Origin of the sequence: Mesorhizobium sp. M8A.F.Ca.ET.207.01.1.1 (assembly GCF_004794715.1) — a bacterium.
In the GTDB taxonomy this organism is placed as follows: domain Bacteria; phylum Pseudomonadota; class Alphaproteobacteria; order Rhizobiales; family Rhizobiaceae; genus Mesorhizobium.
In genome coordinates this window covers 406168-426049 of the sequence record NZ_SRUS01000004.1, presented here as the reverse complement: position 1 = coordinate 426049, position 19882 = coordinate 406168, and the positions used below count along the sequence as shown (strand labels likewise).

Sequence of the window (19882 nt, the reverse complement as noted above, 5' to 3'; positions counted from 1 at the left end):
CTCAGTTCAGGGACTGGCGGCGTGGCGGCGGTGCCGGGTGTCGTTGCTCGAGTTCGGACGCGGCCGCCGCACGGCCGGTCCGGCGCAGCCTTTCGAGGTAGCCCGGCAACTCGCCAAGGCAATGGAATGGCCCGCCCTCCCTGATCACCGTCACCAGCGGATCGACATCGCTGTCGCTTCTCCTGGCCATCGTGGTGCGCCAGTCCTCGAGCAGGCGGCTGGCGTGATCGACCACGTCGCCCCGGCTGCTGGAAAGGTCATGCTGCTCGTGCGGATCCTCGCTGAGGTTGAACAGGCTGACGGGCCCAAAGTCCTTGTAGCCGTCATGGTAGGTGCGCAGCATCAGCCAGTCGGCGCCGTCGAGCCGGAACCGCACGCCGCGCTGCACGGCCCATGCGCCCTGGCTCAGCACCAGGAAATCGCGCCCACCCTCCTCGCCGGCGGCAAGCGCGGTCGCGAAGGATTGCCCGTCCCACAGCACCGGCACGCTGCCGCCCAGCCGGTCGATCAGCGTCGCGGCCCAGTCGAAATGATAGTGCAGGCCGGCATTGACGCCGCGCATGTCCTTGGCGCCAGGCCAGCGGATGACCAGAGGCACGTTGCAGGTGAACTCGTCGGCCGTCTGGTGGTCGCCCCAGACATTGAGCTCGCCGAGATTCTCGCCATGGTCGGCGCCGATGACGATGATCGTGTCGTCGAACAGGTTCTGCCGCTTCAGCTCCTCGACGATGAGACCAACATGGTGATCGGCATAGAGCACGCCGGTGTCATAGCCGTCGAACCAGGCCTTGACCTTGCCCATGTCGTCGATCGGCGACGGCATGCGCGGGTATTTCGATCCGCCCGGTGTTACGTCGAAGCCGGAGGGCTCCTGCGGGCTGTGCGGACCGTAGCCGGCATGGCTCTTCTCGAACACCTCTTTCGTCATCCACTCCGGCAAAGGCTGGTCGGCGAACGGATCGCCGAAGGAGTCCGGCGCACGATAGGGCGTGTGCGGATCCCAGACATTGACATGCAGGAACCATTTTTTTGCCGAGCCATTGCGCTTCAGCCAGTCGAGCGCCAGGCCCGACACCTCGTCGGCATTCTCCATGCCGGCCTTGCCCGGATTGATGATCTCGTTGAAGCCGGCATACCAGTGCCAGCAGCCATGCCGCTCGCCAAAACTGCTGATCGTCGTCGTGTGGTAGCCGAGATCGCGCAGCGCCCGCATCCAGCCCTCCTCGTAGAAGGTGCCGGCCCAGGCCCGCCCGGCGCCCTCGCGGAACGGCTCGCAGGCGGTGCCGCCATGGCCGACCACGCCGGTGCGCATGCCGTGGCGGCCGCTCCACAGCGCCGTGCGCGACGGATGACAGGGCACGTCGGAGACATAGACGTTCTCGAAGCGGATGCCGTCGCGGGCGAGGCTGTCGATGACGGGAGAGGTGTTGCGATGATAGCCGTAGCAACCGAGATGGTCGCGCCTCAGGCTGTCGATGTCGATATAGAGAACGTTCATGAAGGACTCGCCGCTTCTATGGATGTCAAAGGCAGGCCCCGGCTGATTACCGGGGCTCGCGGTGTTCAAGAGCCGGCATCAGGCCGAAATATATTGATCGCCGAGATAGTAGTCCTTCGGGTCGAGCGAGGTCTCGAGCTTGCCGAAGGTCTTGAACAGGTCATTCATCGTCGCGAACCAGCCGTTCACGCTGCCGTCCTTGGTGAGCTTGGTGAGCTCGGCCGAGGTCATGAAACGCCCGTAGCCGGCCTCGGTCTTCAATTGTTCGGCCGGAATGCCAAGCAGTTTCGAGGTGATCTCGATCGCCTTGTCCTGGTTGGCGGCGCGGAAATCCTGCGCGTCCTTGATGGCACGGACCACATTCTTGACGAGATCGGGATTGCCCTCGACCAGATCGTTGCGGGCGATGAAGACGCTCGGGAACGTGGTCTGCGGGTAGAAATCGTCGTTCTTGGCCAGTTCCACCAGGTCGGGAACCCGCGTCTTGATGATGCCGACGAACGGGTACCAGATGCCGGCCGCGTCGACCTGCTTGGAGGCGAAGGCCGCCACGATGGTGCTCGGGTCCATCTGCACGATGTCGAGGTCGGTCATCGCCATGTTGGCCTTGCGCAGCGCCAGCCGCAGCAGCATGTCGCCTGACGTGCCGGCCGCGATCGCCACCTTCTTGCCCTTGAGCTCGGCGATCGACTTGATGCCGGCTTGCGCGATCACCCGGTCGGAAAAGCCGACATCGTTGACGGCGATGATCTTGGCCTTGCCGGTCGCCGGCAGCCACAGCGCGCCTGGCCCGAGATAGCCGAACTCGAGGCTGTTGGCGCCCAGCGCCTGCACCTGGATCGGCCCGTTGGTGAAGACCTTGATGTCGGCGTCGACGCCATGCTTGGCATAGAAGCCTTGATCGGCGGCCACGCCGGAGATGCTCGCGCCCCAGAAGTCGCCATTGTAGCCGATGCGCGCCGGCGTCCCCGCTGCCCTGGCCTTGATGCCAGAGGCGGCGAACGCGGCCAGCGCCGCCGAGGATGCCATGAAATTCCGTCTTGTCAGTGTCACGCTACTCTCCTCCTGTTACTGGGGCTAAACGGCTTCCGCCGCTACTGGTGGTACACCGCTTGCCAGACGCGGTTGCGGATGGTCATGAACTCGGCCGAAAGCCGGATTTCCTCGGTCCTGGGATAAGGCAGCGGGACATCGATGATCTCCTTCAGCCTGCCCGGCCGCGCCGCCATGACGATGACGCGGTTGGCGAGGTAGACAGCCTCGTCGACATCATGGGTGATGAACATCACCGTGCGCCGCTCCCGGCTCCAGGTGTCGAGCAACTGGTCCTGCAACTGCACGCGGGTCAGCGCGTCGAGCGCGCCGAACGGCTCGTCCATCAACAGGATGGAAGGGTCGACCGCATAGGCGCGCGCGATGGCGCAACGCTGCTTCATGCCCCCCGACAGCGTCTTGGGCAGCGCGTCGGCGAAATCGCGCAACCCCACGAGGTCGATGAAACGCTCGGCGATCTGCCTGCGGCGCGCAGCCTCCTCGCCCTTGATGCGCAGCCCGAACTCGACGTTCTGGCGAACGGTCAGCCAGGGAAAGAGCGCGTATTGCTGGAAGATCATGCCGCGCTCCGGCCCCGGCCCTTCGACAGCCTTGCCGTCGACCAGCACGCTGCCCTCGCTCGGCCGCAACAGGCCGGCGGCGATGTTGAGCGCCGTCGACTTGCCGCAGCCGGAGGGGCCGACGACGGTGACGAACTCGCCGTCGGCGATGTCGAGCGACAGTCGGTCGAGCGCGATGAAGCTGTTGTCGCTCAGATCGAAGCGGCGGGTGACCTTGTCGAACACGATCTTTGGAACGATCCTGGAAGCCATCACACGCGCTCCTGCCAGACGGTGAGCCGGCGCTCGATCACCAGGAGGATGCGATCCATGGCAAGGCCGAGCAGGCCGATGGTGATCAGGCTGACGAAGATGGTCGGCAGGTCGTAATAAAGCTGCGCCTGCTGCATACGGAAGCCGAGCCCGGACTGCGCGGCGATCAGTTCGGCGGCGACCAGCGTCGCCCAGGCCGATCCAAGCCCGATGCGTACCCCGACCAGGATGAACGGCGTCGACGCCGGGATGATGACGCGCAGGAAGATCGTCATGTCTTTCGCGCCAAGCACCCGCGCGGCGTTGATCATCGTCTTGTCGACGCTGATGACGCCCTGATAGGTGGCGACGACGCTGGCCAGGAACGATGCCAGGAAGATGACGAAGATTTTTGGCGTCTCGTCGATGCCCATGGTGACGATCGCCAGCGGAATGATGGCGAGCGGCGGGATCATGCGGAAGAACTGCAGATAGGGCTCGATCAGCGAACGGGCGACCTTGTACCAGCCCATGACGAAGCCGACCGGGATCGCGAGGATGACGCCGAGCAGGAAGCCGGTCAGCACCCGCGCCAGGCTGGAGGCGATATCGGTGGCAAGCTGCCCGCTGGCGATGACATCGCCGAACCGCGCCGCCACCTGCGGCGGCGGCGGCAGGCCGACCGCGCCGCCCGCCGTAAGCGCCCACCAGATGGCGACACCGGCGACGAGCCCGACGAGATTGAGCGCGAGGGCGGGATAGTCGATGCCTTGCCCTTCCGGCGGCGTACCGCCTGGGCGTGTCGTCTTGGCTGTCTCGCTCATCGCGAAACCCCCGAATAAAAGAAGTGGTCGAGCGCCGCGGCCGACGCGCCGATGGCGCCAGCGCCGGGGCCGAGGCTTGACCGCTCGATGCGCAGCACATCGCGCATCGGCGGCAGCACGCGGGGCGGAACGCCCTCGCGGATATGGTCGATGAAGCTTTCCGGCGCTTCGGCGAGATGGCCGCCAAAAACGATCAGGTCCGGATTGAGCAGGTTGGTCGCGGTCGCGATCGCTGTCGTCAGGTGCCTGAGTGCCGCGTTCCAGGGCTCGGGATACTTCTCCAACTCGGCCAGCAGCCGCTTGGGATGCGGCGCCTCGATATGCGCGTCGCGGGCCAGCGCCCGTTCGGACAGGAACGTCTCCAGGCAGCCTCTGTTGCCGCAGGCGCAGCGCTCGCCATTCTCTACCACCTGGACATGGCCGAGTTCGACGGCCCCATAGCCGCCGGGGCGGAATGGCATGCCGTTGATCACCAGCCCGGCGCCGAGGCCGGTGCGCAGGTAGATGTAGAGCAGCGCGGTGGCGTCGCGGCCGATGCCGTAGCGCGACTCCGCCAGCGCCATGGCGCTGACATTGTGCTCGACCACGGCGGGTATGCCGAGGGCCGTCTCGAGTTCGTCGGCGAAGGGCACGTCCTTCCAGTCGTAATTGACCGACTGCAAATTGCGCCGCCGCTTGGTGTCCACCGGGCCAGGCACGCCGAGCCCGAGGCCGATCAGCCGGGACCGCTCGACGCCTGTCTTGCGGATCAGTTGCTCGACGGTCCGCACCACCATGCCGATCACCGCGGCCGGTTCGCTGGTGGCGGTGTCGAAATACTGCGAGGCCATGGCTTTCGAGGAAGCCTTGAGGTCGGTGATCGTGGCATGGATGGTGCCCGCGCCGATGTGCACGCCAACCACCGACAGGGCATCCGGCACCAGCGCGACGCCGATGGCCGGCCGGCCGACGGGTGCGTCGCCGGCGGCGGCCTGGTTGAGCTCGACGACCGTCCCTTCCCTGAGCAGATGCGCCGTCAGATGGGTCAGCGCGGTCGGCGAGAGCGCGGTCCGCCGCGCCAGTTCGGCACGCGACTGCGGGCCGTCGTCGCGCAGGATGCGCAGGATTGCTCCGTGATGGACGCCCATCTTCTCCTCCCTATTATTTTCTAATGTTAATAAATTAATTAAGGCTGTCAAGGACACGCCCACCACCGGGCGAATGACCGAGCCGCGTCGGCTGGTCGTCGCCACGTGACCAAGCAATTCAGAAGAGTGAGGACCTAGCGCTTTCCCTTGGAAATTGCTTAAAAACAAAGGGACAGGGTTCAGCCGGAGAAGGACACGCCCCTGTGGCGCATCCCCGCCTGCACGCCGCGCACGATGAGCCGGGACAGGATTTCCATGTCCAGCGGCATTCCCGGACGCCAGACGTCGAGCAACAGCGCAATGCGCGCCTCGTCGGCGTTGTTCATCACTTCGTGCGGGAAGGTGTCGTCCCACAGCATGCCTTCGCCATCCGTGATCCGCTTCTCCTGATGATTGATCATCATGATGGTCGCGGGGCGGCCATCGGTCTGCCGCGGAATGACCAGGCCGACATGAAAGCGCATGATGCCGCGAAACGGTCCGCGATGGCTGGGAATGTGCTTGCGCGGCGCCAGGAACGAGATGGCCGCCGATTTGACTTCGGGACACTCGGCGAGCAACTGGCTCAGAACCGGCATCCGCGCCAGGTTTTCGGGAACCCCGATGTCGTAGGCCTTGAGCACGAACATGCGCCAGTCGAGGCCGTCATTGGCCGAGATCTCGGCCTGCTCCGGCATGATGTCGTGGAAGCGCGGCGCCCCGCCCAGCCGCACCGCGAGCGCTTCGTCGCGTATGCCGCGCCAGGCGGCGATGAATTTCGCCGCGTTCGGAAAATCGGTGGCGGCATCGAGGATAGCCGGCGCGTCTATGCGCCTTTCATAGACACGCCGGACCCCATTGGATGCAAGATCGTAGACGCGGGACATCGCATAGCCTCGATGACACCATAAACGGACAGCCGATGGTTCGGGTTGCACATTTTGGTCATCGCGTCGTGAACTACCCGGACAGCCATGGGCCAGGTCCTGTGCCGGCCACCCGGCAATCCGAGGCAATTCGTCAACCGGATCGAACGATCCCAGATGTCCCGCTCATTCCCTGAAGGCGCGGTTGAGCTGATCCTGCAGCGGTTTGACGAGGTAGGAGATCACGGTTCGGTCGGCGGTCTTGATGAAGGATTCGACCGGCATGCCCGGAACCAGCTTGACCTCGCCGAGGCGCGCGATCTCCGAGTTCGTCGTCGCGATGCGGACAGTATAGTAGCTGATGCCGGTGCGCTGGTCGGTCGTCGTGTCCGGCGAGGTTCGTTCGACCGTCCCGTTGATCTGCGGCGTGGTGCGCTGGTTGAAGGCCGAGAAGCGCAGCGCCGCCGGCTGGCCGACCCACAGCTGGTCGATGTCGCTCGGCGCGATCTTGGCCTCGACCGTCAGGCTGTCGCTGTCGGGCACGATCTGCATGATCGTCTGGCCAGGGGTGATGACGCCGCCGACGGTGTGGGCGATGGATTGCTGCACGATGCCGTCCTGCGGCGCGCGGATGTCGATGCGCCTGAGCTGGTCCTCGGCGGCGATCTTGCGCTCCGTCAGTTCGCCGACCTTGCCGTCGATCTCGCGCAAATCCTTGTTGACGTCGGTGCTGAGTTCGAGGTCGATCTGGAGGATCTGCAAATTGATCTCGGCGATCTTGCCCTGGGCCTGCGCCAGGGCCGCCGTCAACTGGCCGCGCTCGCCATCGAGCCGCGCCGACTCGCGCTCCATGGCGGTCAGGCGGTCGATCGAGATCAGCCGCTTCTTCCACAGCGCGCGTATGCTGGCCAGTTCCTCCTCGACAAGCGCGATCTCTTGCGACTTGGCTTCCGCCTGGGCCGTGTCCCCGCCAATCTCTTTCTGCAGCTGCAGGATGCGCTCCTGCAACTGGCCCTTCCGGCCGGAACGATCCGCACGCCTTGTCTCGAAGACCTGTTCCTCGCCGGCGATGATCTCCGCGATCGCCGCATCACCGCGACGATCGAGAATATCCCTGGGGAAGGCGATGGCATCGGCACCCCGGCGCTCCGCTTCGAGGCGCGCTTCGCGTGCCGACAACTGGTCGAGGGCCTTGGTGACGACGGCGAGGTTGGCCGCCGGCACGGTGGGATCGAGGCGCACGAGCAGCGCGCCGCGCTTGACCCGGTCGCCGTCACGCGCCGCGATCTCGCCGACGATGCCGCCGGTCGAATGCTGTACGTCCTTGACGTGGGAATCCACGACGAGGACCCCCGACGCGATGACCGCTCCCGAAATGCGGGTCAGCGAGGCCCAGCCGCCGACGCCGCCGACCAGCACCGCGACCGCGACGAGGCCCCAGCGCATGTAGCGTTGAATGGACTGGTGGGAGGAACTCGGCATCATCCCTCCCTTTACTCGCCTGCCACCGCCGCGCCCGGCCGCGGCGCCGGCTCCTCGGTGGCAAGCCTGAGGTGCGGCACGGCGCTCACCGCCGGTTGCGGCCGCGGAAACAGCTTCGCCAAGACATCGTCCTTGAGCCCGAACGCCTGGACGCGGCCCTGGCTCATGGCGAGGATGAAATCGACCGTGCCGAGCGCGCTTGGCCGGTGTGCCACGAGCACGACGATGCCGCCACGTTGCCGCACCGACACAATAGCCTGAAACAGCGCCTGTTCGCCTTCGGCGTCGAGGTTGGAATTCGGTTCGTCGAGCACCACCAGGAACGGATCGCGATAGAGCGCGCGGGCCAGCGCGATGCGCTGGCGCTGACCGGCCGAGACGGCCTCGCCAAGTTCGCCGATCTGCGTCTCGTAGCCATCGCGGAAACCGACGATGAGATCATGCGCGCCGGCGGCCCTGGCGGCGGCGATCACCAATGCGGGATCGGCGTCGGGTTCGAAACGCGCGATGTTCTCGGCGATCGAGCCGGCGAACAACTCGACGTCCTGCGGCAGATAACCGATGAAATGGCCGCGGTCTTCCGGCGACCACTGATCGAGGTCGGCGCCGTCGAGCCGGATCCTGCCGGCGGCGGACGGCCAGGCTCCGACAAGCGCCCTGACCAGCGTCGACTTGCCCGAACCGCTCTGACCGATAATTCCGACGGCGTGTCCCGCTTCCAGTGCGAAGCTGGCGTCCTGCACCAGCAGCCGCTGCACGCCGGGCGCGGCGACGCTGACGTTCTGCATGAAGACGTGGCGGCTCGGCGCGGGCATGACCATCGGCTCGGCATCGGCGGGCAATGCGGCAAGAATCCTGGTCAGCCGCTGCCAGCCCTGCCGCGCGGTCAGGAAACCTTTCCAGTTGGCGATGACCAGATCGACGGGCGCCAGCGCCCGCCCGCTCAGGATCGATGCCGTGATGATGATGCCCGCGGTCGCCTGCTGTTCGATGACCAGCCAGGCGCCGATGCCGAGCATGGCCGATTGCAGGAGCATGCGTAGCACCTTGGACACGGCGCCGAAGCCGCCGGCGATATCGCTGACGCTGCGCTGCTCGGCGAGATAGTCGCGGTTGGCCTCTTCCCATCGCTTCGCCATCCTGCCGCCCATGCCGAGAGCCGCGATGACTTCCGCGTTGCGGTTGCCGGTCGTGGTCAGGCCGTTGCGGATGATGCCGGTCTGGGTGCCTAATGTGACCGGCTTGCGCGTCAGCCGCTCGGCATAGACGGTCAACAGGACGAGCACGATCGCTCCGACCAGGGCGGTTACGCCGAGGAGCACGTGGAACATGAAGATGATGGCTAGATAGAGCGGCAGCCACGGCAGGTCGAACAGCGCGGTCGGGCCGGTGCCCGACAGGAAGGTCCGCACGCTGTCGAGATCGCGCACCGGCTGCATGCTGTCGCCATTGCGCCCGACCTTGAGCGGCAGCTTGAGGACGCTGGAATAGACGCGGGCGCCGAGCGCTTCGTCGAGGGCTCCCCCGATGCGCACCAGGATGCGGCCGCGGATGAAATCGAGCACGCCTTGTCCGGCGTAGAGGATGGCTACGAGCAGGCTGAGGCCGATCAGCGTCGGCACGCTGCGGCTCGGCAGCACGCGATCGTAGACCTCGAGCATATAGATCGAACTGGACAACATCAGGACGTTGAGGACGCCGCTGAACAGTGCGATGGCGATGAAGGCCGAGCGGCAGGATTTGATTGCCGCCGAGAGTTCCGATCCCTGCCGCCGAGGATTGGGCTGCCGGGCACCGGGCCCGGCAGCCTTTCGCGCCGTCGCCGCGACGCCGGGGGCTGCGCCAGGAGCGGTTTCAGCGCGAAAAGGATTGCGTCCCCGAAACAGCAGAAGAGCGCCAAACATCGCGAACGCCAGGCAGAACAGCCAGACGCCTGGCGATGTCGTCAACATGCCACCGAGTGCAGGAAAAAGGGCGCAGGCTATCAAAACCAGACCCAAGGACCTGACCCTGGCCTGCGCCGAATTGAAGATCGTGGAGCCCCTTTCCATGCCAATCCATGTGGGCGGCGCTGCGGCAAGGCACCCGGCCGACGGCCGGAAACCAGCCTCAGGCGATGCCCGTCAGGCCCCCCACTTGATGCAGCGTGAGCCAGAATTGGTCGAGCGTGTTGGGATGCTCGTCGACGATGTTGGTTCCATCGAACCAGGCGACATGACCGCCCGGCCCGGACGTCACCAGTTGCCCCTGGTTGAACCACATCAGCGCGTTCTTAAGGCCCTCGCCATCGGCCTCCTTGCCGCCGTTCCAGTCGGTGATGCCGGAGCTCGGATCGGTGACGTCGACATAGCTTGTCCAGGCAGCCGACGAAGTCTTCACCGCCGCACCCGTAAGCGCCGTGTGAGCCCCATTCTCATCAACGACCCCGTCATTGTTGGTATCGACATTCACGCCGACAGTTGACCACGCTCCTTGCTTGGTCAGCCACATCACCGCCTCGTCGATCAGGTCGTTGGGCTGACCGACATGGTTGTCGATGTTGAGCTGGGTGGCGATCGCCTGTTGCAACATGATGACGCGTGCGTCACCGCCGGTCGAACTCGATTCGATGGACTTGGCCAGAGCGTTCGAAATCAGGAGATCGTGCGCATCGTTGGCAATGCCGTCGCCGTTGCTGTCGCCGAGCAGCAAATAGCCATCCGTACGCGGATTGACGTCGAGGCCGGACAGAACATGGCTGGCGACGGCGCTCTTGGTGGGATTGCCCTCATTGCCGGCAATATTGTCCCATGCATCCGCGTGGCTGCCCCAGAATCCCTGCGTCAGCGCCTTGTTCGAGAAGCCTTCATAGTCGCTGCTGTCGGTGGCGAGCGGCGTACGCGAATGCAAGGCCGTGTCGACGAAGGCATCGGTGGTGGCCGTTGCGTTGTTGACGTAGCTACCCAGCTGCGCGACGCCGGTCGCCTGGTAGTGCCAGGTCTCGTTTGTATCGAGCAGGCCGTTCTGGTTGATGTCGCCGCTGTTGAAGCCGCCGCTGAGGATAGCGGTTGGATGGAAATCATCGCCGGTGCCGGCGGTGCCGTTGTCGTCGGTCACGACCACATGGGCGAGCGCGACATTGCCGTCGTTTTTGACATCGTAGGTCCAGGTCACCGGCTGGCCCTGGAAGATGTTGAGGCCATGGTCGACGCCGTTGGTCTTCTTGTCGAGCGTGATGTGCGGATCGGCGCCGGTATAGCCGGAGTCGTCGGTGGCCGTGGCGGTGCGTGTGTGGTTGGCATCGTCGGTGAAGGAGCCGGAGGCGGTACCGGTGTTGCTGTAAGGGCCAGCCACGGAGGTACCGGTTGCCGAGAACTTCCAGATCTCGCCGGCGTCGAGCATGTTGTTGTCGTTGCTGTCGCCGATATTGGTGACATGGCCGTTGCCAAGCACCGCGACCGGCGTCACGCCGCCGTCGCTGTCGGTGACGGAGATACCCGACAGCGCGACGTTGCCGATATTGGTCACCGTGTATTCCCACGAGATCGGCTCGTTGGTCAGGATCGTCAGAGTGTCGCCCTTGACCCCGTCGTCGACCGTCACCTTGTCGATCTTGATCTCGGGATCGGCGCCGAAATAGCTGGAGCCGTCGCTGTCTGTTACGGTGACCGCCCCGGCCGAGCCGGTCACCGTCCCGATATTGGCGTAGTCGCCGATGACGGCCTTGTCGATGCTGGTGCCGATGAAGCTCCAGTGCTCGGTGGTGTCGAGCTTGCCGTCCTGGTTGGTGTCCCCGACGTTGAAACCGCCGCTGAGAACCGCCGTCACGACCACGTCATTGTGGTCGTCGGTGACGACGATGTTCGACAATGCGACATTGCCGGTGTTGCTGACCGTGTATTGCCAGGTGATCGTATCACCGGAGAGCACCTGCAGACCGTCGCCGATCGCCGAGCCGTCGACCGTTACCTTTTCGATGCCGATTCCAGGCGCATCAGTGCCGGTGCCGGGCGTCGTAAGCGTGCGCCACTCCTCGAAGCCCCCATTGGCCCCTGAGAAGCTCGAAAACAGCGTCACATAGGAGTCGGGAGAGACACCGGCCGCCGTGAAGTCGCTGACCGGCACGAGCACCCGGTAGTCGTCCGTTCCCGAGCCATGATTGGAGTCAATCAAATACTGGGGGTCGTTCAGGTCAAGATGAAAGACGGTGGTGAATCCCGCAAAGTCCGCATCGTAGTCGGCAAGCGTTGCTCCGGCGTTTGAAATGTAGATGTCAAGGCCGGTCAGCGTGATGTTGCCGTTTGTCTCATTGTTGCTTTCATTGAGGTCGAGCCGGAATTCGATATAGTCGACGCCGTCGACATTGATCGACTGCATGTTGCCGTATTGCAGGTCGTGGGTGAAGGACGCCTTGTTGTCGACGACGTTGCCGTTCTGGTCGGTGTTGAAGCCCTCCTCGATACCTGTCGCCTGCAGCCTCAGGAAGGAATCGTAACTGCCGGTGCCCGACCCTACCGTCGTTGCCTCGAGAAGGACGCCACTGCCAATATCGATCGCCATGCTACTTCCTCCACATTGTTGTGCGGTCGGCGGTCGGGCCGCCCCCATCTATTCCGGCCTGATCGCAGCGCCGGCGCGCAGCGTCCGAGGGACGCGGCCGGGCAGGCGAGCAATCGTTCGTGACAAAATCGACGACTTTGAAAGGAGAAAGGTTCGGCGGGGAGACTGCCTCCCATTCGCCGGACACAGCTATTGCCGTATGACGGAGCTGGCCCGCCGTCGGACTGACCGTTATACCCACACCCAAAGCCCCAACCCCGACAATCCTAGCGATTGCCTGGACGTTAATAATTCCCAAACCATATTGCGCAGGTTGCAATGCGTCCGTCTATATAACCCCGGTTATAGGCAGGAAAGTCGATTTCAGTTCTGAAAAAGTGCTTTTGCAGACAAGAATAATTGCGTTGCTTTGGCTTAGTTATTTCACGAACCGGAGATTCACGGTCGGATCTACAAAAATTTCGTGATGGCTCCGATGAATCATCCAAGATGAAGACCAGCATCGGCACATCGGCGTGGCATCTGCTTTCAGTCCGCCGCCACGCATTTTGCACGGCGCGCCGCTTGAGGATTAACTAAGCAGTTGCTAATGTTTTGCGCAACCACGCTGCTTCTGTCAGCATGGCCTCACGCTTCGCAGGATGAGGGCCGGGTCGCGATGTTCGCTTCCGGCACGATGAAGTCGCTGATGTGTCACAAAGACACGCAAGGGGAGAAGACGCCATGACCGAGCACGGGCGCCGGCGGCCACCGGAAGCCATCGATGGCCGCACCGCGCCATGGAACCCTGGCCGAGAAGTTCGGCAGCCAGCGAACTGAACATGGTCACGGTTTTCGTCGCCGACGACCACCCGCTGCTGTTGCACGGCCTGATCGACATGATTGCCCGCGACCCGAATTTCGCGGTGGTCGGTTCGGCGCGGGACGGCGCGGCCGCCCTGACGGCCATCCAGCGCGACGTGCCTGATGTCGCGGTGCTCGACATCAGCATGCCGGGACTGAACGGCCTCGATGTCGCCGCCGAAATCGGCCGGCAAGGGCTCGCGACGTCTTGTGTGCTTTTGACGGTCGGCGCCTCTCAGGCCCAGCTTTACGACGCTGTCGCGGTTGGCGTTGCCGGCATCGTATTCAAGGAGGCCGCCGTCGACGCCCTGCTCAAATGCCTGCACCGGGTTGCCGCCGGCGGCCGGTGGCTGCCCGCCGAGATTGTCAGCGAGGCCGTCCAGAACGAGGCGTCGCGCAGGACGAAATGGCGGAGCCTCTCGCAGAGGCTGACGAGCCGCGAAATCGAGATCGCGCGGCAAGTTCTCGCCGAAAAGCCGACCCGGCAGATCGCCTTCGACGTCGGCATCTCGAAAGGTACGCTGAAAATTCATATGAACAACATTTACCGCAAATTGCAGGTCTCCTCGCGGACTGAGCTCTCGCAACTCGCCGCCGGCCAGATCGGACCGAGTGTCGCGCATGCGGCGAATGGCGGCGCCGCGACGGTCGTGAAGGCACTGGCGGCGCCTGATGCCGGCGGAGGCCAGGCGCGCCCTGCGGCCCGGCAAACGCCAGCTCGGCGCCGGGAGTCCAACAAGGGATAGCCGTCAGGCTGGCGATCACATGTCACGCCAAAGTGGCAACCCTGCGGGACGGACGGAACAGCCCGTCTCCATGAAGCCGCTTAGGGCTCCACCTTCGCCAGCCGCGGCCCGGTCTTGACGTCGACGATCTCGGGCTTGGCGGCATCGACCGCGCCGTCCCAGCCGCCGCCGAGCGCCTTGTTGAGAGCAATGTAATTGGTCGCCAAAAGGACGCGGCTTTGCAGCAGCGAATCCTCGGCCGAGTAGAGCGAGCGCTGGGCGTCGAGCACGTCGAGAAGGCTGGTCTCGCCCGCCTTGTAGAGCGTGCCTTCCAGCCGCGCCGCATCGCCGTAGGATTTCGCCGACGCGGCAAGCTTGCCGATGCGGATGCGCTCCTGCGCCATCAGCACCAGCGCGTTCTCGACATCCTCGAGCGCGGTCAGCACCGAAGACCGGTAGGCGATGAAATACTGGTCGCGCTGCGCGCGGGCGACGTCGGCGGCCGCCTGCAACTGGCCGGCGTTGAACAGCGGCACGCTGAGCGTCGGCCCGAAGGACCAGCCGATGGACGAATTCTTGCCGAGGTCGCCGAGATTGAGGGCGGCCGTGCTGATGTTTCCCGTCAGGCTGACCGAGGGATAGCGCGCCGCCTCGGCCTGGCCGACCTTGGCGGTGTATTGCGCGTATTGCCGCTCGGCCATCAGCACATCCGGGCGCGACAGCAGGATGTCGGCCGGAATCCCGGTCGGCATCGGCAAGCGTGGCGCCGGGATCGGCTTGCCGCGCTTCAGCCGCTCGTTGAGCGCCGCCGGTGGCCGGCCGGTCAGCACCGACAGGCGATGCACCGCTTCGGCATAGCTTGCTTCCAGCGTCGGCACAGCGGCCTCGGTGCTGGCCGCTTGGCCCATCGCCTTGGCGACATCGGCCGCCGTCGCCGACCCCGCCTGCGCCATGGTGCGGGTGAGTTCGGCCGTCTGCCGCTGCGATACGGCCGAGCGCCGGGCGAGCGCGATGCGCGCCTGGTAGCCGCGCGCCTGGGTGTAATAGGACGCGACATCGCCGACCAGGGTCAGAAGGGTCGAGCGCAATCCCTGCTCGGACGCATCCACCCCAAAGCGCGCGGCCTCGACACCCCTGCGGTTGGCGCCGAACAGGTCGAGTTCCCAGCTGGCGTCGAAGCCGGCCTGGTATTCCGCGTAGATGGAATTGGCGCCCGATGTCGTCTCGGCCGACTTGTTGCGCGTGATCGAGCCGGATCCATCCACAGACGGCAGCAATGTGCCGGCGCTCTGGCGGTAGCTGGCGCGCGCCTCGCGGATCTTGGCCTTCGCGGTCGCGACATCGAGATTGCCGGCGACCGCTTCCGCGACAAGCATGTTGAGCTGCGGGTCGCGCAGGCGCTGCCACCATTGTGAAAGCCGCGCCGGCTGGGCGGACTTGGTCGGCTTCTGGCCGCTCCAGTTTGCCGGCATCGGCAGGATGGGCGTCCGATAGTCCGGACCGACGACGCATCCCGCGAGCAAGGCCGCACCGAGAATAGGCGCAAGGAGCCGCCTCGCGGCCACCGAGCCACGTTCAAGACCTGTCATGTGAGAACCCCTTATTGCTGGTTGGCCGTCACCGGCGTTTCGCCCGTATCCTGCCCGGGATCTGGTTTAGCCACCCTGCCCTTGAAGATGCGCCGCACCGTGACGAACAGCAGCGGCACCAGGAACACGCCGATCACCGTCGCCGCGATCATGCCGCCCATTACGCCGATGCCGACGGAGTTCTGCGCCCCCGAGCCGGCGCCGCTGGCGATCGCCAGCGGCGTGACGCCGAGGATGAAGGCCAGCGACGTCATCAGGATCGGCCGCAATCGTTGTCGCGCCGCCTCCAGCGTCGCCTCCACCAGCCCCATGCCGGTCGCCTGCCGCTCGATGGCGAACTCGACGATCAGGATGGCGTTCTTGGCGGCCAGCCCGATCGTGGTCAAAAGCCCGACCTTGAAATAGACGTCGTTGGTCTGGCCGAACAGGCTTGCCGCCGCCAGCGCGCCGAAGATGCCGATCGGCACCGGCAGCATGACCGCGAACGGGATCGACCAGCTTTCATAGAGCGCGGCCAGGCACAGGAACACGACCAGCGCCGAAATCGCGTAGAGCGACATCGCCTGGTTGCCCGAAAGCCGCTCCTGATGCGACAGCCCGGTCCATTCATGCGAATAGCCGGCCGGCAATTGCGCGACGAGTTTGTCGATTTCGTCCATCGCCGCGCCCGAGCTGACACCGGCCGCCGCCGCGCCCTGGATTTCGACCGCCGCCGAGCCATTGTAGCGCTCGAGCCTTGGCGAACCGAATGTCCAGTGGCTGGAGGCAAAGGCCGAGAACGGCACCATGGCGCCGCTGGCATTGCGGACCTGCCATTTGTCGAGGTCCTCCGGCTGCATGCGGAAATTCGCGTCCGACTGCATGTAGACCGGCTTCACCCGTCCGCGATCGATGAAGTCGTTGACGTAGTCGCTGCCCCAGGCGCTGGACAGCGTGTTGTTGATGTCGGCGAGGCTGACGCCCAGCGCGCTGGCCTTTTCCTGGTCGATGTCGACCGAGAATTGCGGCTGGTCCTCCTGGCCGTTGGGGCGCGTGTTGGCGAGCAGCTTGCTTTGCCCGGCAAGACCCAGAAGCTGGTTGCGCGTCTGGATCAGCGCGTCATGGCCGGCGCCATTGACGTCCTGCAGGTAGAAGTCGAAGCCGTTGGTGTTGCCGAAACCCTGGATGGCGGGAGGCGCCAGCGCGAAGACCTGCGCATCCCTGATCTTGGAGAACGCACCCATGGCGCGGCCGGCGATCGCCTGCGCGGCCATTGCGGGCGACTTGCGCTGGCTGAAATCCTTCAGCCGCACGAAGCCGATGCCGACATTCTGCCCGGCACCGCCGAAGCCGAAGCCCGACGCGGTGAAGACCCCGTCGACAGCGTCCTTTTCGTCGTTGAGATAGTGGTCGGTGACCTGCTTCAGCACGCGCTCGGTGCGGTCCTGCGTGGCACCGACCGGCAATTGCACGCTGGTGATCAGGATGCCCTGGTCCTCTTCCGGCAGGAACGAGCTCGGCAGCCGGGCAAACATCCAGCCCATGGCGACGACAATGGCCAGGAACACGACGAGGAAGCGTTTTCCCCGGTTGATGATGCCGTGCGAGCCGTCGCGATAGGCCGTCGTGCCGCGATCGAACATCCGGTTGAACCAGCCGAACGGACCCGTCTGCGTGGCATGGTCCTTCGGCCGCCGCAGGATGGTGGCGCACAGTGCCGGCGTCAGCACCAGCGCCACCAGCACGGACAGCACCATGGCCGAGACGATGGTCACCGAGAACTGCCGGTAGATGATGCCGGTCGAGCCGCCGAAGAAGGCCATCGGCACGAACACCGCCGACAGCACGGTGGCGATACCGATCAGCGCGCCGGTGATCTCGTTCATCGATTTTCGCGTCGCCTCTTTCGGCGGCAGCCCCTCCTCCGCCATGACGCGCTCGACATTCTCGACCACGACGATGGCGTCGTCGACGAGCAGGCCGATGGCGAGCACCATGGCGAACATGGTCAGCGTGTTGACCGAATAGCCGAACAGCGACAGCACGCCGAACGTGCCGAGCAGCACCACCGGCACGGCGATGGTCGGGATGATCGTCGCCCGCAAATTCTGCAGGAAGATGAACATCACCAGGAACACCAGCACGATCGCCTCGGCCAGCGTCTTGACCACCTCCTCGATCGACAGCCGCACGAAGGGCGAGGTGTCGTAGGGGTAGACGACTTCGACCCCTTGCGGGAAGGTCGAGCTCAGCCGGTTGATCGTCGAGCGCACCGCTTCGGCGGTGCTGATGGCGTTGGCGCCGGTCGCCAGGTTGACGGCGACGCCGGCCGCCGGCTTGCCGTTGTAGTTGGCTTGCGTCGTATAGCTCTCGGCGCCGAGTTCGACGGTGGCGACGTCGTTGAGGCGGACCAGCGAACCGTCGGTCTGGCTCTTGAGGATGATGTTGCGGAACTGTTCGGCGGTCTGCAGCCGGCTCTTGGCGGTCACCGTGGCGTTGAGCTGCTGGCCCTTGCGCGCCGGCAGGCCGCCGAGCTGGCCGGCCGAAACCTGCGTGTTCTGCGCCTCGATGGCGCTCGCCACGTCATTCGGCATCAGCGCGTATTTGGCGAGCTTGTCCGGGTCGAGCCAGATGCGCATGGCATAGCCCGAGCCGAAGAGCTGCGTCGAACCGACACCCTCGACGCGCTTCAGCGTGTCGTTGACGGTGGCATCGACATAGTCGGCGAGATCGGTGGAGTTCATCTTGCCGTCGCTGGAGACGAAGCCGATGACCATCAGGAAGCCGGTCGAGGACTTTGAAACCGTGATGCCGTTGCTCTGCACCACCTGCGGCAGTTGCGACTGCACCAGTTGCAGCTTGTTCTGTGTCTGCACCTGTGCGGTGTCGGGATCGGCCGTGCTGGTGAAGGTCAGCGTGATCGAGGCCGAACCGGTCGAGGTCGACGTCGCCGTCATGTAGTCGAGATTGTCGATGCCGGTCATGCCTTGCTCGATGACCTTGGTCACCGAATTCTCGACCGTCTGCGCGTCGGCGCCGGGATAGGTGGCGCTGATGTTGACCGTGGTCGGCGCGATCTGCGGATATTGCGAGATCGGCAGCGTGGTGAGCGCGAGCAGGCCGCCCAGCATGATCACGATGGCGATCACCCAGGCGAAGATCGGTCGGTTGATGAAAAATGCTGACATCGTCTCAGTTCCCGGTCGAGGCGGCGGGTTGCTGGCCGGTGCTGGCCATCTTGGATGGGGCCGGCAAGGCCGATGTCTGACCACGGTCCTTGATCTCGCCGGTCGCCTCGTCGATCGTCACTTCGACGCCGGTCGCGTCGCCGCCGGGGCGCACGAGCTGCAGTCCTTCGACGATGACGCGGTCGCCATCGCTGACACCGCTATCGACCAGCCAGTTGTTGCCGACGGTGTTGCGCACGGCGAGCACGCGCGTCTCGACCTTGCCCTGCGCATTGATGACCATGGCCGTCGCCTCGCCCTTCGTGTTGCGGGTGACGCCGCGCTGCGGCACCAGGAAGCTGTTCTGGGCGACCCCCTCCTCGACCAGCGCCCGCACATACATGCCGGGCAGAAGCAGGCGGTCGGGATTGGGAAACTCCGCTCTCAAGGCGAATGTGCCGGTGGTCTGGTCGACATTTGCGCCGGAGAATTCCAGCTTGCCGGTCTGCGCGTAGATGGTGCCGTTCTCGAGCTTCAGCTTGACGCTGACATTGGGGCCGCTGAACTTCAGCCGTCCCTCCGAGATCGCCTGGCGCAGGTTGAGCAGATTGGTGCTCGACTGCGTGACGTCGACATTGATCGGGTCGAGCGAACGGATCGTGGTCAGCACCGTCTCCTGGTTGGCGGTGACCAGCGCGCCCGGCGTCAGCGTCGACTTGTCGATGCGGCCGGCGATCGGCGCGGTGATCGAGGTGCGGTCGAGGCTGATGCGCGCGGTTTCCGCGCTGGCCTTGGCGGAAGCCACATCCGCCTGCGCCTGTGCAAGCGTGGCGGCGGCATCGTCATAATCCTGTTTGGAAACAACGTTCTGCTTCAAGAGGCCGGCATATCTGTCGAACTTGGCTTGCGCGGTGGGCACCGCCGCCGCCGCCTTCTGCTGCGCGGCGATCGCGCTGTCATAGGCCGCCTTGTAGCTCGCCGGGTCGATGAGGTAGAGCGGCTGTCCAGCCGCCACCTCGCTGCCTTCCTTGAACAGGCGCCGCTGGATGATGCCGTCGACCTGCGGTCGCACCTCGGCGATCAGCGACGCCGCCGTGCGCCCCGGCAGTTCGGCCGTTATCGCCACCGATTGCGGATGCAGCGTGACGACGCCGACTTCGGGCTTGCCGACACCGCCCATGCCCGCGGGAGCCTTGCCGCCCTCCTGTGAGCAGGCCGCCAGGAGAAGGGCCGCGGCAAGCGCCGTCCAGGGCGCGAACCGGCGAACCGGCGAAAAGGACTGGCTGGACTGGATAGACATGGGTTGAATGATCTTTCGCTGGAGGAGCGGTTACCGCCTGGGCATCGGATCGCCCAATGGGGGCGAGGCCGAATGCCGGCGGTCGGAGGCAAGGACGGTCGATGTCGTAACGAGGGGCCG

General features: G+C 65.0%; 13 protein-coding genes. 1 reads left to right on the top strand and 12 read right to left on the bottom strand.

What is annotated here, in order from left to right; all coding sequences use genetic code 11:
* Position 1: 1 nt before the first annotated feature.
* From EN850_RS14355 to EN850_RS14315, 9 genes are all read right to left on the bottom strand, one after another.
* Positions 2–1498 carry a sulfatase gene (locus EN850_RS14355; RefSeq protein WP_136091582.1) on the bottom strand — a complete coding sequence of 499 codons (1497 nt, stop codon included), beginning with the start codon at positions 1496–1498 and terminating at the stop codon, positions 2–4.
* A gap of 78 nt (positions 1499–1576) precedes the next feature.
* Positions 1577–2551, bottom strand: coding sequence for an aliphatic sulfonate ABC transporter substrate-binding protein (locus EN850_RS14350; protein ID WP_246689208.1), 975 nt, complete (start codon positions 2549–2551; stop codon positions 1577–1579).
* Positions 2552–2592: 41 nt separating this feature from the next.
* A complete protein-coding gene (locus tag EN850_RS14345; RefSeq protein WP_167531341.1) occupies positions 2593–3351 on the bottom strand; it encodes an ABC transporter ATP-binding protein in 759 nt (252 codons plus the stop codon).
* Between the two features lie 11 nt (positions 3352–3362).
* Positions 3363–4166, bottom strand: coding sequence for an ABC transporter permease (locus EN850_RS14340; protein WP_127870312.1), 804 nt, complete (start codon positions 4164–4166; stop codon positions 3363–3365).
* Complete coding sequence (locus EN850_RS14335) at positions 4163–5293, bottom strand: ROK family transcriptional regulator (RefSeq protein WP_127279632.1); 1131 nt, start codon at positions 5291–5293, stop codon at positions 4163–4165. The genes EN850_RS14340 and EN850_RS14335 overlap by 4 nt, the downstream gene beginning before the upstream one ends.
* 179 nt (positions 5294–5472) lie before the next feature.
* A complete protein-coding gene (locus tag EN850_RS14330; RefSeq protein WP_136091581.1) occupies positions 5473–6159 on the bottom strand; it encodes an aspartyl/asparaginyl beta-hydroxylase domain-containing protein in 687 nt (228 codons plus the stop codon).
* Positions 6160–6324: 165 nt separating this feature from the next.
* Positions 6325–7620, bottom strand: a complete 1296-nt coding sequence (locus EN850_RS14325; RefSeq protein WP_246689207.1) for an HlyD family type I secretion periplasmic adaptor subunit — start codon at positions 7618–7620, stop codon at positions 6325–6327.
* Between the two features lie 11 nt (positions 7621–7631).
* Positions 7632–9524 (bottom strand): type I secretion system permease/ATPase, encoded by a 1893-nt coding sequence (locus EN850_RS14320; RefSeq protein ID WP_136091580.1) that lies wholly within the window; start codon positions 9522–9524, stop codon positions 7632–7634.
* A gap of 205 nt (positions 9525–9729) precedes the next feature.
* Positions 9730–12159: a hypothetical protein gene (locus EN850_RS14315; protein ID WP_189591109.1), complete on the bottom strand. Its 2430-nt coding sequence runs from the start codon at positions 12157–12159 to the stop codon at positions 9730–9732.
* An 821-nt stretch (positions 12160–12980) separates the two neighbouring features.
* Here EN850_RS14315 and EN850_RS14310 point away from each other — a divergent pair.
* On the top strand, positions 12981–13748 hold the full coding sequence (locus EN850_RS14310; protein WP_189591107.1) for a response regulator transcription factor: 768 nt from the start codon (positions 12981–12983) through the stop codon (positions 13746–13748).
* Positions 13749–13828: 80 nt separating this feature from the next.
* On the opposite strand, the gene EN850_RS14305 is transcribed toward EN850_RS14310, so the two are convergent.
* Genes EN850_RS14305 through EN850_RS14295 form a run of 3 tightly spaced genes read right to left on the bottom strand, consistent with a single transcriptional unit; the run spans position 13829 to position 19762 of the window.
* On the bottom strand, positions 13829–15316 hold the full coding sequence (locus EN850_RS14305; RefSeq protein WP_136091577.1) for an efflux transporter outer membrane subunit: 1488 nt from the start codon (positions 15314–15316) through the stop codon (positions 13829–13831).
* A gap of 11 nt (positions 15317–15327) precedes the next feature.
* On the bottom strand, positions 15328–18483 hold the full coding sequence (locus tag EN850_RS14300; protein WP_136091576.1) for an efflux RND transporter permease subunit: 3156 nt from the start codon (positions 18481–18483) through the stop codon (positions 15328–15330).
* A gap of 4 nt (positions 18484–18487) precedes the next feature.
* Positions 18488–19762: an efflux RND transporter periplasmic adaptor subunit gene (locus EN850_RS14295; protein ID WP_136091575.1), complete on the bottom strand. Its 1275-nt coding sequence runs from the start codon at positions 19760–19762 to the stop codon at positions 18488–18490.
* Positions 19763–19882: the final 120 nt, after the last annotated feature.